This window comes from Cedecea neteri, from assembly GCF_000758305.1.
GTDB lineage: Bacteria > Pseudomonadota > Gammaproteobacteria > Enterobacterales > Enterobacteriaceae > Cedecea > Cedecea neteri_C.
On sequence record NZ_CP009458.1, the window covers coordinates 2,605,161 to 2,618,386 of the forward strand.

Below are 13,226 nucleotides of genomic sequence, written 5' to 3' on the forward strand. Positions count from 1 at the left end.
TTATGGCTGGTTGAACTTTCATTAAGAAAAATTCTCATGACGTGGAGTACGATCGGGGAACTTTTGTCAGTTTGTGTCAAAAAAAATTCCAGAATTATCTGAATGACGATGTTGTTAAAGGGATTAGAATTTGCCGTCGAAAGGTGGTATCTGCTGATTTTTTAGTGATTTAGCATGTAGTGGAAATGTTATGTTACAGGAAAAAGATCGTTAGACAACACAATTGGCGAAGAGTTTCTGTCATGGTTTTGTTATATTTAAAACTTAGGACTTACTTGAAGCACATTTGAGGTGGATATTATGAAAAAAATTGCATGTCTTTCAGCTCTGGCCTGTGTTCTGGCCGTCTCCGTAGGTACCGCATCTGCAGCAACCAGCACCGTAACCGGTGGCTATGCTCAGAGCGATATGCAGGGCGTTGCTAACAAAGCTGGCGGTTTCAACCTGAAATACCGTTACGAAAATGATACCCCGCTGGGCTACATCGGCTCCTTCACCTACACCCAGAAAAGCGACACTTCTGACGGCGTGTACAACAAAGGCCAGTACTACGGTATCACCGCTGGTCCTGCTTACCGCATCAACGACTGGGCAAGCATCTACGGTGTTGTCGGTGTTGGCTACGGTAAATTCCAGCAGACTGCATTCCCAGAGCATAACTCTGTGAGCGACTACGGCTTCTCCTACGGTGCTGGCCTGCAGTTCAACCCAATCGAAAACGTTGCTCTGGACTTCTCCTACGAGCAGAGCCGTATTCGTAGCGTTGACGTTGGCACCTGGATCGCTGGCGTAGGCTACCGCTTCTAATATCCCTTCCGGGATATAAATAAAAAATCCGCCCAAGTGGCGGATTTTTTTTATCGATCAACTGGCAAAAGTTAACGTGTCCTGGTTTCAAACATATCCGTCTGCAGGTGAGTATAGTCCACTTTCTTCAGGTTGAAGTTGGTGATCCAGATGGGGCCGGCCTTTTGCTCGGAAATAAACTTGTACTTTGGCGTAAGTTCTTTCGCCTTAATTCCCGTCCATGCAGAGAAGAAGTTGAGAAAATCATTGGCGCTGCGGCGTGCTTTGATTAGCCGGTGCGTGGTGTCATCGCTCGACAGCACCATAAACGGTACCTGGAAATTCTGCTGGAACTTATCGTCGTGCGCCAGATATTGCACGTCGGTGCCACGTTCTTTGAACGCCAGTCCGTGGTCAGAGAAATAGACCATTGAGAAGCTGTTCCCGGTGTTTTGCAACTGCAGATAAAGCTGTTTTAGCAAGTCGTCGGTTTGCGTCATGCTGTAGAGATAGCAGGACGTCTCTTTAGACTGTACAAAATCTTTGTATTTCCCCTGGGTGCGATCGCAGGCCTGCGGGTGTGAGCCCATCAAATGCAGCACAATCAGCTGCGGCGTATTGCGCTGAGTGGCAAAAACCTGAGCCGTCATTTTTAACAGGGCTTCATCGCGTGTGTTTTTGTCAGCCTCAAAATCCCCGTTTTTCAGGAACTGCACTTCGTCCGCACGTTTGGCTATGCTGGCGATGGCGGTATCGTACTCGCCGATTTGCCCCTGGTTTGAGAACCACCAGGTCTGGAAGCCCGCGCGGTTTGCCAGGGTAACAAAATTGTCCTGATACTGGGGTTTACCATCCACGACGCGGTTCAGCGTCAGCCCCAGCGATTTTTGCGTTGAGCCGCTGGCGGAGACGTAATCCATAAACAGGCTGCCTTTCACCTGGCTTGCGAAAGGGGTGTTGTCCCAGTGGCCGCCGAAGGCACCCAGCGCATCACGCCGAGCGCTTTCGCCAATTACCACGACATAGGTATGATATTTAGGCTGAACCGACAGCACGTTCCACGAGTCTTTTTGCTGCGACAGTTCTTTCATGCGCGCCTGTTCCTCGACAACTTCGTGGTTGTTGACCACGACATCTTTCACAAAGCGCACCACCGGGTAGCCGGTATCTTTAAATTTAAACACGCCGCCATAGGCGAGGTTAGTTACCGGCGTGACAAAAAAACAGACCACGCTGACGGCCAGACATAAGCTATCGAAATGACCCCAGGAACGTTTTTCTTCAGGTTTGCGGCGCAGCGCCATCACGCCAAGGGCGAGAATAAAGAGAGAAACCACGTAGCTGTACCACGGGAAAATGGTCATGATTTCCGTGGACTCTTCAAAGTTGGTTGAGTGCAGCGCCAGCAGGGTATTGAAGTTAGGGGAGCCGTAGGCCTGGCCGAACGGGAAGTACATCGCCGCCACGAGGCTGCAAAGCCCAAGCAGGATCTTTTGTGCTCGCGGAGCCGTGCGCCACAGCAGCATCAGTACGCAGCTAAAGGCGATGGCGTAGAGCAGGCTGAAGGCATAGCCCAGCGCAAAGTTTATCAGCAGAGACTGCAAAAAATAGAAACCAGCCCACGGATTCAACATGATTCCGCGTGCAGTCAGGGTATCTTTAACCGTTACATTCATCTTTATTATGGTCTTGCAAAACGCCATGCGGTGACCCTGGCGATAAGGGTAGAGCCTGCCTGACAGACGGAAACGAAGGGGAATTGCACCGCATCTGCGAGCCGCTTCATGTGCAGGGCTGCAAGAAGATAGAGCTGTGAGATAAGAATATCAACTGATAACAGAGCGAGGTTTTGCGAGGCTGATTGCAAATCCGACAAATGATGGGGTTAAAGCTCGGCCAGATTAGCCATTAACGGGAATTTTGCAGGGGGATTGTGACAAAAGAATGAACGCTTGCGTGAAAGACTAAACAAAATCGCCAGGCGGCGGGGCCTGGCGTTATTGTTGTTTTTCTTCTTTCTGCTGGGGTTTACCGGCAACCCAATCACAAATCATGTTCAGCAGCATTAAGCGTACCTGGAAGGGAGATTGTGTAAACACGTTGATGCACCTCTTAAATTCGTTCATAGCGTCCTCCTGTTAGCCGTGTGACCGTTTTTCCATAAACAAGCCTGACTGGATTACATACAGGTATAGCACAGGCTATATTTTATAGCCATGGCTATTTCGTTAATTTTTTGTGGATGAGCAATGCTGGTTTACAATAAAGCCTTCCGTCGTCAGATGACGACGCCGCGCCACTGGAAGAGGAAGCACTATGAGCCGTCGGGCAGGGCAAAAGAACAGCGAAAAAGTGACGCCATTACCGAATATTGAAGAGCATGTTGAGGGCTTCAGGCAGGTACGCGAAGCGCACCGTCGTGAGTTAATTGATGATTATGTTGAGCTGATTTCGGATTTGATTCATGAGGTCGGCGAAGTTCGCCAGGTGGATATGGCGGCCCGTCTTGGAGTTTCCCAGCCGACGGTTGCCAAGATGCTAAAGCGTTTAGCATCCGTTGGGCTGATTGAGCAGATTCCATGGCGTGGCGTCTTTTTAACACCGGAAGGTGAAAAACTGGCGCAGCAGAGCCGGGAACGGCACCAGATTGTTGAAAACTTCTTCCTCGCGCTGGGCATCAGCCCGGAGACCGCGCGTATTGATGCAGAAGGTGTGGAACACCATGTCAGCGAAGAGACGCTGGAGGCTTTCCGCAAATTCAGCGCTGAGCGGGGTATAGGCTAAACATGCTGCTGCGTCTTGCGCAGCCGTTCCTGCGCGATCGATTCCTGCATTTATTGTTGTTAATCGGCGTCGCCCTGAGCCTGGCGGTGCCATTCCGCCCGGCTTTATGGCCCGCCGCCATAGACTGGCACACCATTATTACCCTGGCCGGGCTGATGATGTTGACCAAAGGCGTCGAGCTGAGCGGTTATTTCGACGTGCTGGGCCGCAAGATGGTAGCGCGCTTTGCCAACGAGCGGCATCTGGCGCTGTTTATGGTTATGGCGGCGGCGTTGCTGTCTACTTTCCTGACCAACGATGTCGCGCTGTTCATCATCGTTCCGCTGACCATCACGCTGAAAAAGCTCTGCTCGGTACCGGCCAGTAAGCTGATTATTTTTGAGGCGCTGGCGGTCAACGCCGGCTCTTTGCTCACGCCTATCGGCAATCCGCAGAACATCTTGTTGTGGGGGCATTCCGGGCTCTCTTTCGGCGCGTTTACCTGGCAGATGATGCCGCTGGCGCTGGCCATGACCGTCAGCCTGCTGATCCTGGCGTGGATCTGCTTCAAACCAAAACCGCTGCGTTACCACGGCGAAGTGAATGACAGCCGCTGGCAGCCTAAGCTTGTCTGGTGCTGCCTGGCGTTTTACATCGTCTTTATTCTGGCGCTGGAGCTAAAGCTTGAGCTTTGGGGGCTGGGGCTGATTGCGCTTGGGTTCCTGGGGCTGGCGCGCAAAGTGCTGCTCAGTATCGACTGGAGCCTGCTGGTGGTATTTGTGGTGATGTTTATTGATGTGCACCTCATCACCCAGTTACCGGTACTGCAGCATTCGCTTCAGGGCGTGGCGCAGCTCCCTGCGGGCGAGTTGTTTGGCCTCGGTACTTTGCTGTCACAATTTATCAGCAATGTGCCTGCTACCATTTTATTGTTGAACTATGTACCTGCCTCGCTGTTGTTAGCTTTTGCGGTCAATATCGGCGGTTTTGGCCTGTTGCCTGGCTCGCTGGCGAACCTGATTGCCCTGCGTATGGCGAACGACCGCCGTATTTGGTGGCGCTTCCATCTCTATTCCCTCCCTATGTTGCTTTGGGCCGCGCTGGTCGGCTACGGCTTATTACTGCTTTTACGCTAGCGCCCACTCAGGCAGAAACAGGCAAGGAATGAGCAGAAATCCCCCATTCCAGAGTCGCGCGCGACGCGTATAACTGGCAGTCCGCACTCTTCCTTCCTGAAATCCTGAACATGAGGTACCGCTATGCGTTATAAAAAATTAGGAAATACCGGCCTGTTTGTTTCAGAGCTTTGCCTGGGCACCATGACTTTTGGTGGTGAAGACGGCATATGGGGCAAAATAGGCCAGCTCGCGCAAAATGATGCCGACAAGCTGGTTGCGCGCGCACTGGAAGCCGGGATTAACTTTATTGATACCGCCAATGTTTACTCCGGCGGGCGTTCGGAAATCATTACCGGCCAGGCGCTGAAAAACCTTAACGTGCCGCGCGAGAATGTGGTGGTGGCGACTAAAGCGTTTGGTGAAACCGGCACTGCCGGGCCGAACTCTCGAGGTTCATCGCGTTTTCATCTGCTGAACAGCGTCAAAGAGAGCCTGCAGCGGCTGCAACTGGACTATATCGACCTGTACCAGCTGCACGGTTTTGACCCCGCGACGCCGATAGAGGAAACGCTACGGGCGCTGGATTCGCTGGTGCAGCAAGGCCTGGTACGCTACATCGGCGTTTCCAACTGGGCGGCCTGGCAAATCATGAAGGCGCTCGGGATCTCCGAACGTCTGGGGCTGGCCCGCTTTGCCTCTTTGCAGGCTTATTACACCCTTGCCGGGCGCGATCTGGAGCGAGAGTTGGTGCCAATGATGCAAAGTGAAGGCGTCGGCCTGATGGTGTGGAGCCCGCTTGCGGGTGGGTTGCTCAGCGGCAAGTACGAGCGCGACGGTAAAGCCGAAACCGGCAGCCGTCGCCTGGAGTTTGACTTCCCGCCGGTTAACAGAGATCGCGCGTTTGACTGCGTGGATGTGATGCGTGAAATCGCCGAGGACAAAGGTGTTTCCGTGGCGCAGATTGCGCTGGCCTGGTTGCTGCATCAGCAGGCGGTGACGACGGTTATCATTGGTGCGAAGCGCATTGAGCAGCTTGAGGATAACATCGCCGCTACGGGCGTGCAGCTTAGCGCGGACGAGCTTGAAAGGCTAAATGCGGTGAGTGAGCTGCCGCGTGAATATCCGGGCTGGATGCTTGAGCGGCAGGGGGAGTATCGCCGGGAACAGCTGAGAAATCAGTTTTAGGTGGAGAGGCTGTTTTTCCCCTCACCCTAACCCTCTCCCCTGAGGAGAGAGGGGACCGATCGGTGTTTTTTATTGCTTTATGTTTCCCCCTCTCCTTTTTAAGGAGAGGGGCGGGTGAGGATAAAACTACCGGCTCAGCTTCAAATGCAGCAAAGGGAAAGGATTCCCTTCACCGTCAAGTTCAGACCGCCCGGTCTGAGCAAATCCCATATGCAGATAGAAACCTACGCCCTGCGGATTCTGCTCATTCACATCCACCTCATCGACCTGCAAACGTTCAATGGCGTATTGCACAAGCTGCTTGCCTACGCCCGTGCCGCGGCTTTCAGGCGAAACAAACAGCATTTCAATCCGGTTTTCGTGGCAGCCGATAAAGCCCAGAGGCTCTCCGGTTTTGCCGCATGCCTGCAGAATCGGGATCTGCGGCATGTAGAGTTCGCGCACCTGTGGCTTCAGCGCCCTGATATTTTCCTCAGGTAAAAAATCATGCGTGGCGCGAACGGATGCTTCCCAGATTTCCGCCAGCGCATCAAAATCCGCCGGAGTGGCTTGTCTTATCGTTAACATTCTTGTTCTCAGAGGTCGTTAGTTAAACGGCGCTTCTTTCTTCAGGATCTTGTCGATCACATCCAGCACGCCTTGTTGATTGCAGTGCCCGGCCTGATGGCTGGCAATGCGCTTGATCTTGTCCGGAGCGTTGGCCATCGCAAATCCGTATTGCGCCTGGGTCAGCATCTCGATGTCGTTGCCGCCGTCGCCAAAGGTCACCACTTCGCTGTCCTGGATACCCCATTTCTCCTGCAGGATCCGCAGGCCGTTAGCCTTATGAATGCCCGGAATAATCAGGTCGATAGAGCCGTGCCCGCTGGTGACCGGCACCATAATGCCTTCCAGCTCTGCGCCCAGGGCGTCCATGGTTTCATCGAGCTGGCTGTCCGGCAGGTTCAGGGCAAACTTGAAGAACACGTCGTCGAGGCCGGAGAAGTTTTCGACGTGTTCAAGGCGATGGTAGAACTTCGCCGCCAGCGCTTTGAAATCGTCACTATAGGCGTTGAGGGTATAGCCGTTATGCTTGCCGCAGGCGATGATCTCCACGTGAGGCAGGGTCAGCAGGTGATCGACCACAGTATTGAATTCTTGTTTGGTCAGCTCGCCGTTGAACAGGTCTTCGCCTTCGCTGACCACCCAGCCGCCGTTATCGGCGACAAAAGAGATCTCGTGGGCAATCTCCGGGAAGAAGGAGATCAGCTGGAAATACTGGTTCCCGCTGGCCACCACAAAGCGGATACCTTGCTCTTTCATCTGCTGGTATTGCGCGGCAAAGCGTTCACGATTGTAGGTTTTTTCGTCATTAAGAAAAGTGCCGTCCATGTCTACTGCAATCAGTTTGATGCTCATTGAACTCTCCATTATTCAGTTTCTAAAGTCTGCCCGGAAGAATGCCCCGGTTTAGCCACAGCGCGGGCGACCAGCGCCGCAATCACCATTAACGTCAGCACAACTAACATGGCCTGGCGCAGCCCATAATGCTCGCCGAGGAAGCCCAGCAGCGGCGGCCCCACTAAAAAGGCCACATAGCCCGAAGCGGCAACAACGCTGACGCGGCTGGCCGGATCGGGGCCGGTATCACCCGCGGCGGAAATGGTCAGCGGGAAGCCTAAAGAGGTGCCCAGCCCCCACAAAATCACCGACACGCCAGCAAGGAAGGCGTTGTCGACAAACACAATGGTGCCGATACCAATAATGCCCATGATCGCACAGGCGCGGACCACAATAACCCGGCTATAGCGGTCGATAAACCAGCCGCCGGTGAAGCGCCCGACCGTCATACCTAGGGTAAAGCCTACGTAGATAAGCGATCCTGAGGTCGGACTAAAGCCGTGCCCGTCCACCATCAGCAGCGGCAGCCAGTCGTTGGCTGAGCCTTCGGCAAAGGCCATCGCCAGCACGACAAAACCAATCAGCAATAGCTGAATATCTTTGTAAAACGGGCGATGCGGCTCGTGTGTTTCGGCTTTCTCCGGGTTGTCTTTGCCCACGCCGTGCGGCACGGCGATCAGCGCGATGGCAATCGGCGCAATGGTCAGCAGACCAATCAGCAGCAGGTGCCCCCAGGAAACGACGTTCCACGCGGTCAGGGTCAGGCCAATTCCGGCGCCCACCAGCGTCCCTAAGCTAAAGAAACCGTGCATCATTGGCAGCACCGTTTTCTTCATCAGGCTCTCAATAATGGCGCCTTCAACGTTCATGGCCACTTCTGATGAGCCCATCCCGCTGCCAAGCAGCGCCAGGCCGAAGGCAAATAGCACCGGGGAAGCAAGGTACAGCGCGAAGCTCATCATTAACATTCCGGCGACCATCAGCGTCATACCGCTGCGAATAATGGTGCGGGTGCCAAAGCGTTTCACCAGCCAGCCGGAACAGAGAATACCGCCCATCGAGCCTATCGACAGGCCAAATAATACGATGCCCATTCCGGCCGTCGAGACACTGAGCGTATCGCGGATGGCGGGCGTACGTGTGGCCCAGGATGCCATCACCAGGCCCGGAAGGAAGAAGAAGGTGAATAACGCCCAGGTACGGAGCTGTAAGGCTTTTCTCTGCGAAACAGACATGAACAACAACCAGTGAAAGAGAAACAGGGGAGCAGACTAGCAAGCTTGTGTACATTTGTACACATCCCGGTATAGACTCTTTGTCATACTCTAAATTCAGGTAGGTAATGATGAGCAAAGCCCCGCGCCGGAATGACCCCGAACGCCGCTCGCGTATTTTGCAGGCGACGCTGGATATGGTGGTAAAGCACGGCATCAGCGATATCACGCATCGCAAAATTGCCGCCGAGGCTGGCGTTTCGCTGGGGTCGATGACCTATTATTTTGCCGGGATCGAGTCGCTGCTTTGTGAAGCGTTCACTTTGTTTGCCCATCAGATGTCGGACAGCTACCGCGAGCGTATGCAGCAGGCCACCAATCGCGATGAGGCCTGCGAAGCGATTGTGGATATGATTTGCGGCGGCTGCGTGGCCACGCCGTACAACATGCAGGTGATGTACCAGCTTTATGCTTATGCCAGCTGCAACCCGCAGCTAAAAGACATCATGCAGGAGTGGATGATCCGCAGCCAGCAGGCGCTGGAGCCGTTTTTCGATCCGCTAACCGCCCGAGCGCTGGATGCTTTCCTGGAAGGCATGACGCTGCACTACGTCACCGATCGCGAGCCGATGAGCCGGGATGATATGCGGGTGATGGTGCTTAGGATTGTGGGGACGGGGGATGCAAAATAAAGCGAGCAGAGTGGTTAGTAAGCGTTTGTTATTATAGCCCTAAAAAATAAAAACCCATCAACCTTGAACCGAAAGCGGCGGGGTTGATGGGCTCCACAAATTGGGGACATCAAAGAAAAGCAGTGGCACTAATTCAGACTGACGCCCCGGAAGAAAGTTCGCTCAGGTATAAAAAAAAAGTATTTTTCTTTGTCTGTGGTTGCGATCACAAACCTGGCCATATCACGACAATTAACGTCCCGGCCAGCGTTAACAACACGTTAGCGATAGCGTAGGTGCCGGCGTACCCCAGCGCAGGAATGTTGCTGCGGGCGGTGTCGCTGATGATTTCCATCGCTGGCGCACAGGTACGCGCTCCCATCATCGCGCCAAACAGCAGGGCGCGGTTCATGCGTAAGACATAGGCGCCGAACAGGAAGCAGATAATCACTGGCACCAGGCTCACGATAAGTCCGGAAATCAACATCTGGCCGCCTACAGCACCGAGGCCGTTGCTGATGCCGCTGCCGGCGCTCAGGCCAACGCCCGCCATAAACACCATCAGGCCAAACTCTTTCACCATATTTAGCGCACCTTGCGGAATGTAGCCGAAGGTTGGGTGGTTGGCGCGCAGGAAGCCAAGCATGATGCCTGCGAACAGCAAGCCAGCAGCGTTCCCGATGCCGAAGCTGAACGAGCTGAACTGGAAGGTGACCATGCCCACCATCAGGCCAATAACAAAGAAGGCGCAGAAGGCCAGCAGGTCGGTTATCTGGCTGTGGATGGAGATAAAGCCGATGCGCTCGGCAACGGTTTTCACTCTTCTGGCATCGCCGCTGACCTGCAGGACATCGCCTTTGTTCAGCACAATATTGTCGTCGATTGGCATTTCAATCTGGCTGCGGATCACACGGTTCAGGAAGCAGCCGTGGTCGGTGAGCTTGAGCTGCGCCAGGCGACGGCCCACGGCATTGTGGTTTTTCACCACAATTTCTTCGGTGACGATGCGCATGTCCAGCAGATCGCGGTCGAAGACTTCTTTACCGTTTCTGAAGCTTGGGTCAAGGCGCGCATGCGAGTCGGGGTAGCCCACCAGCGAGATTTCATCGCCCATTTGCAGCACGGCATCGCCGTCCGGGTTAGCCAGAATGCCGTTGCGACGAATACGTTCGATGTAGCAGCCGGTCTGGCGATAAATCCCCAGTTCGCGCAGATTTTTACCGTCGGCCCAGGCAACCAGCTCTGGCCCGACGCGGTAGGCGCGGATCACCGGGAGGTAAACTTTGCGGCTGGCGTCGGTATCCAGACCGCGCTCGCGGGCAATTTGTTGGGCGCTGGTCTGCAGATCCTGATGCTGCAGCTTCGGCAAATAGCGAGCCCCCACGATCAGGCTGACCAGGCCAATCAGATAGGTCAGGGCATAGCCGAGGCTCAGATTATCCAGCGAGGTCGCAAGCTGCGCGGCGGGGATGCTTGAATGGCGCAGGGTATCGCCCGCTCCGACCAGCACGGGCGTGGAGGTCATAGCGCCGGCGAGCATACCGGCTGTCAGGCCAATATCCCAGCCAAACAGTTTGCCCAGCCCTAACGCAATCAACAGCGCGCTGCCGACCATCACCAGGGCCAGCATCAGGTAATTTTTGCCGTCGCGGAAGAAAATAGAAAAAAAGTTTGGCCCGGCTTCGACGCCTACGCAGAAAATGAACAGCATAAAACCCAGGTTTAGCGCGTCGGTATTGATCGAGAAATGCTGTTGCCCGAGTAATAAAGAGACCACTAAAACACCAATGGAATTACCCAGTTGCACCGGACCGAGGCGTAATTTCCCCAGGCAGAGTCCGAGCGTTAGTACAACAAATAACAAAAGGATGTAATTCCCGTTTAACAAATCTGCGACGTTTATATTCACGAAGGCTAACTTCTTGTTTACCAGTAAGCTGTTGAAAGAGATAGAGTTATGCGCTAAGGTTTTGACGGTTTCGTCAGCGACGACCGGCAAATTATCACGCATATAAATATCTCACGCGACGACCGAATTTCCGCCGCTAGTTTAATCTTTCTCTGTATCAGCGGCTAGTAAGAATATTGTGCTAAATGTGGCAATGCTTTATCGGCACGGATGGCCAGGCATTATCAAATCGGGTAAAGACGCTGCTGAATTTTCCGGCGGGGTATTTTCGAGCAAAAGCAGATGTCAGGAGGTAAAATGCACAGACGCGCGCAAAGGTGGCTAGGAATTACCTGCTGCTTCGTGCTCTTTATTCTGGTTTTTCTTTCGCTGCGCCTGGACGTGATGGGGCGGTTTATTGCCACCGGGCACTATGAGCTTGGACTGTTGTTTTTCCTCTTCCCGGGTGCCGCGGCCAGTTTCTTTTCCCAGGGCGATAGAGTCGTCAAACCGCTAGTAGGGGCAATGCTTGCGTCACCGTTCTGCCTGTTGATAGCTCACCTGTTTTTCCCCGTCACGCGCTCTTTCTGGCAGGAAATGGCCTGGCTGCTCAGCGCGGTCTTCTGGTCGTCCCTCGGTTCGCTGTGTTATCTGCTATTTTTTATGTGTAAGAACCGGAATCGCACGCATAAAAAAACCGACTCCTAAGAGTCGGTTTTCTGCATTCTTAAAGCTTACTGTGCGGTCTGGAACAGGTTCAGGTGTTCTTTGGCGTAAGCTTCAAAATCGGTGCAACCGCCAATGTGCTTCTGATCCAGGAAGATCTGCGGCACGGTTTCAACCGGTTTACCCACGGTTTTTTCCAGGTCAGCTTTAGTGATGCCTTCGGCGTGGATGTCAACATAGCGGAAGTTGAAGTCATCACGCTCGGCGGTCAGTTTCTCAGCCAGTTCTTTAGCGCGAACACAATATGGGCAGCCAGGGCGTCCAAAAATTACTGCAAACATGCTCTCTCCTCAGTTTTTATGGCCGATACGAACCGGCGAATGCGCTTATAATGCCGACATCCGTCACATTTTTAAAGAAGGTCGTGCCTGTTAGTTCGATGCCCGTAGACTATCTCCTTTAAGTGGGAGGGGCGCGGCCTCGATGACAGCTGGCCTGAACACAGGAGGCGCTGATATGCGCGCGGTCGGATCGTTACCCAAATCGGTGGTGGTGCTGGAAGCGGTGGGCATAGGCTTTTTGGCGCTTGCTTTTCTTTCGCTGCAGGGATACCTGACGCTGCCCGCATCTGTGGCCACTGCAACGGCGGCGATAGTCATGGTATTTATTGGCCTTGGGCTGATGCTGCCGGCGGCAATCATCATGACGTGGAATATTGCTAAACGTCTCGCACCGCAGCTGACGCAGCCTGATTCAGCTTCAAAACACTCTGATTTAAAAAAGCCAAAGGAAAATCGCGATGACGCCGACCATTGATCTGCTTCGTTCCCACCGTTCAATTCGTCATTTTACCGGGGAACCCATTACCGACGAGCAGCGCGAAGCTATTATTGCCAGCGCACAGGCGGCTTCGACTTCCAGCTTCCTTCAGTGCAGCTCAATCATTCGCATCACGGATAAAGCGTTACGTGAACAACTAGTACCCCTGACCGGTGGGCAAAAACATGTGGCGGAGGCGGCCGAGTTTTGGGTGTTCTGCGCCGACTTTAACCGCAACCTGGAAATCTGCCCGGATGCCCGGCTTGGGCTGGCGGAACAGCTGTTGCTTGGTGCGGTTGATACCGCGATTCTGGCGCAGAATGCATTTACCGCTGCAGAATCGCTGGGGTTAGGCGGCGTCTATATTGGCGGCATCCGCAACAATATCGAAGCGGTGGGAGAGCTGTTGGGCGTGCCGAAATACGTGTTGCCGCTGTTCGGGCTTTGCCTGGGCTGGCCTGCCGCCACGCCGGATATCAAGCCGCGTATGCCGGCTGCGATGCTGGTGCATGAAAACCGCTATCAGCCGCTGAACAGACCGCTGCTGGACGAGTACGACGAGCAGCTGGCGCAGTATTATTTGAGCCGGGACAGCAACACGCGGCGCGACACCTGGAGCGACCACATCAGCCGTACCATCATTAAAGAAAGTCGGCCTTTCATTCTGGATTACCTGCATAAGCAGGGCTGGGCGACCCGCTAATTCACCCGGTTGCCAGGTCATCAACGCGGCGAT

General features: G+C 54.0%; 15 protein-coding genes. 8 read left to right on the forward strand and 7 right to left on the reverse strand.

Translation table 11 applies throughout. The features are described 5' to 3' along the window. Positions 1 to 300: 300 nt before the first annotated feature. Entirely contained in the window at positions 301 to 807 is a 507-nt protein-coding gene (ompX, locus tag LH23_RS12220; protein ID WP_039291417.1) for an outer membrane protein OmpX, read from the forward strand. 71 nt (positions 808 to 878) lie between these two features. On the opposite strand, the gene LH23_RS12225 is transcribed toward ompX, so the two are convergent. Then, complete coding sequence (locus LH23_RS12225; RefSeq protein WP_039291419.1) at positions 879 to 2,462, reverse strand: phosphoethanolamine transferase; 1,584 nt, start codon at positions 2,460 to 2,462, stop codon at positions 879 to 881. A 321-nt stretch (positions 2,463 to 2,783) separates the two neighbouring features. Continuing rightward, positions 2,784 to 2,912, reverse strand: coding sequence for a manganase accumulation protein MntS (mntS, locus tag LH23_RS12230; RefSeq protein WP_008461033.1), 129 nt, complete (start codon positions 2,910 to 2,912; stop codon positions 2,784 to 2,786). 190 nt (positions 2,913 to 3,102) lie between these two features. On the opposite strand from mntS, the gene mntR reads away from it, so the two are divergent. From mntR to LH23_RS12245, 3 genes are all read left to right on the forward strand, one after another. Then, positions 3,103 to 3,570: a manganese-binding transcriptional regulator MntR gene (gene mntR, locus LH23_RS12235; RefSeq protein WP_008461034.1), complete on the forward strand. Its 468-nt coding sequence runs from the start codon at positions 3,103 to 3,105 to the stop codon at positions 3,568 to 3,570. Positions 3,571 to 3,572: 2 nt separating this feature from the next. Further along, positions 3,573 to 4,685: an SLC13 family permease gene (locus LH23_RS12240; protein WP_039291420.1), complete on the forward strand. Its 1,113-nt coding sequence runs from the start codon at positions 3,573 to 3,575 to the stop codon at positions 4,683 to 4,685. A gap of 123 nt (positions 4,686 to 4,808) precedes the next feature. Continuing rightward, positions 4,809 to 5,852: an aldo/keto reductase gene (locus LH23_RS12245; protein WP_039291421.1), complete on the forward strand. Its 1,044-nt coding sequence runs from the start codon at positions 4,809 to 4,811 to the stop codon at positions 5,850 to 5,852. A gap of 126 nt (positions 5,853 to 5,978) precedes the next feature. Here LH23_RS12245 and LH23_RS12250 read toward each other — a convergent pair whose 3' ends face one another. Genes LH23_RS12250 through LH23_RS12260 form a run of 3 tightly spaced genes read right to left on the reverse strand, consistent with a single transcriptional unit; the run spans position 5,979 to position 8,467 of the window. Next, positions 5,979 to 6,419 carry an acetyltransferase gene (locus LH23_RS12250; protein ID WP_039291423.1) on the reverse strand — a complete coding sequence of 147 codons (441 nt, stop codon included), beginning with the start codon at positions 6,417 to 6,419 and terminating at the stop codon, positions 5,979 to 5,981. 18 nt (positions 6,420 to 6,437) lie between these two features. Next, positions 6,438 to 7,250, reverse strand: a complete 813-nt coding sequence (locus tag LH23_RS12255; RefSeq protein WP_039291425.1) for a Cof-type HAD-IIB family hydrolase — start codon at positions 7,248 to 7,250, stop codon at positions 6,438 to 6,440. 11 nt (positions 7,251 to 7,261) lie between these two features. Beyond that, a complete protein-coding gene (locus tag LH23_RS12260) occupies positions 7,262 to 8,467 on the reverse strand; it encodes an MFS transporter (RefSeq protein ID WP_039291427.1) in 1,206 nt (401 codons plus the stop codon). A gap of 110 nt (positions 8,468 to 8,577) precedes the next feature. Between LH23_RS12260 and LH23_RS12265 the strand changes: the two genes are divergently transcribed. Next, positions 8,578 to 9,138, forward strand: a complete 561-nt coding sequence (locus tag LH23_RS12265) for a TetR/AcrR family transcriptional regulator (protein WP_039291430.1) — start codon at positions 8,578 to 8,580, stop codon at positions 9,136 to 9,138. A 205-nt stretch (positions 9,139 to 9,343) separates the two neighbouring features. On the opposite strand, the gene LH23_RS12270 is transcribed toward LH23_RS12265, so the two are convergent. Continuing rightward, the gene (locus LH23_RS12270) at positions 9,344 to 11,026 is read right to left on the reverse strand and encodes an aspartate:alanine antiporter (protein WP_039296624.1); all 1,683 of its coding nucleotides are present in this window, start codon (positions 11,024 to 11,026) and stop codon (positions 9,344 to 9,346) included. A gap of 297 nt (positions 11,027 to 11,323) precedes the next feature. Here LH23_RS12270 and LH23_RS12275 point away from each other — a divergent pair, with 297 nt between their 5' ends. Then, positions 11,324 to 11,713, forward strand: a complete 390-nt coding sequence (locus tag LH23_RS12275; protein WP_052050210.1) for an inner membrane protein YbjM — start codon at positions 11,324 to 11,326, stop codon at positions 11,711 to 11,713. 26 nt (positions 11,714 to 11,739) lie between these two features. Here the strand turns inward: LH23_RS12275 and LH23_RS12280 are convergent, their stop codons facing one another. Then, positions 11,740 to 12,012, reverse strand: coding sequence for a GrxA family glutaredoxin (locus LH23_RS12280; RefSeq protein ID WP_008461049.1), 273 nt, complete (start codon positions 12,010 to 12,012; stop codon positions 11,740 to 11,742). A 175-nt stretch (positions 12,013 to 12,187) separates the two neighbouring features. Here LH23_RS12280 and LH23_RS12285 point away from each other — a divergent pair, with 175 nt between their 5' ends. Then, positions 12,188 to 12,487: a YbjC family protein gene (locus LH23_RS12285; protein WP_039291432.1), complete on the forward strand. Its 300-nt coding sequence runs from the start codon at positions 12,188 to 12,190 to the stop codon at positions 12,485 to 12,487. Next, positions 12,471 to 13,193, forward strand: coding sequence for an oxygen-insensitive NADPH nitroreductase (gene nfsA, locus LH23_RS12290; protein WP_039291434.1), 723 nt, complete (start codon positions 12,471 to 12,473; stop codon positions 13,191 to 13,193). Before LH23_RS12285 ends, nfsA begins: the two co-directional genes overlap by 17 nt. The last annotated feature ends 33 nt before the right edge of the window (positions 13,194 to 13,226 follow it).

Excerpts from the sequence above, each read along its gene's own strand:
- LH23_RS12245 (WP_039291421.1), top strand. The coding sequence starts at position 4,809 with ATGCGTTATAAAAAATTAGGAAATACCGGCCTGTTTGTTTCAGAGCTT.
- ompX (WP_039291417.1), top strand. The coding sequence starts at position 301 with ATGAAAAAAATTGCATGTCTTTCAGCTCTGGCCTGTGTTCTGGCCGTC.
- nfsA (WP_039291434.1), top strand. The coding sequence starts at position 12,471 with ATGACGCCGACCATTGATCTGCTTCGTTCCCACCGTTCAATTCGTCAT.
- LH23_RS12265 (WP_039291430.1), top strand. The coding sequence starts at position 8,578 with ATGAGCAAAGCCCCGCGCCGGAATGACCCCGAACGCCGCTCGCGTATT.
- LH23_RS12260 (WP_039291427.1), bottom strand. The coding sequence starts at position 8,467 with ATGTCTGTTTCGCAGAGAAAAGCCTTACAGCTCCGTACCTGGGCGTTA.
- LH23_RS12280 (WP_008461049.1), bottom strand. The coding sequence starts at position 12,012 with ATGTTTGCAGTAATTTTTGGACGCCCTGGCTGCCCATATTGTGTTCGC.
- mntR (WP_008461034.1), top strand. The coding sequence starts at position 3,103 with ATGAGCCGTCGGGCAGGGCAAAAGAACAGCGAAAAAGTGACGCCATTA.
- LH23_RS12250 (WP_039291423.1), bottom strand. The coding sequence starts at position 6,419 with ATGTTAACGATAAGACAAGCCACTCCGGCGGATTTTGATGCGCTGGCG.
- LH23_RS12225 (WP_039291419.1), bottom strand. The coding sequence starts at position 2,462 with ATGAATGTAACGGTTAAAGATACCCTGACTGCACGCGGAATCATGTTG.
- LH23_RS12255 (WP_039291425.1), bottom strand. The coding sequence starts at position 7,250 with ATGAGCATCAAACTGATTGCAGTAGACATGGACGGCACTTTTCTTAAT.
- LH23_RS12240 (WP_039291420.1), top strand. The coding sequence starts at position 3,573 with ATGCTGCTGCGTCTTGCGCAGCCGTTCCTGCGCGATCGATTCCTGCAT.
- LH23_RS12285 (WP_039291432.1), top strand. The coding sequence starts at position 12,188 with ATGCGCGCGGTCGGATCGTTACCCAAATCGGTGGTGGTGCTGGAAGCG.
- mntS (WP_008461033.1), bottom strand. The coding sequence starts at position 2,912 with ATGAACGAATTTAAGAGGTGCATCAACGTGTTTACACAATCTCCCTTC.
- LH23_RS12275 (WP_052050210.1), top strand. The coding sequence starts at position 11,324 with ATGCACAGACGCGCGCAAAGGTGGCTAGGAATTACCTGCTGCTTCGTG.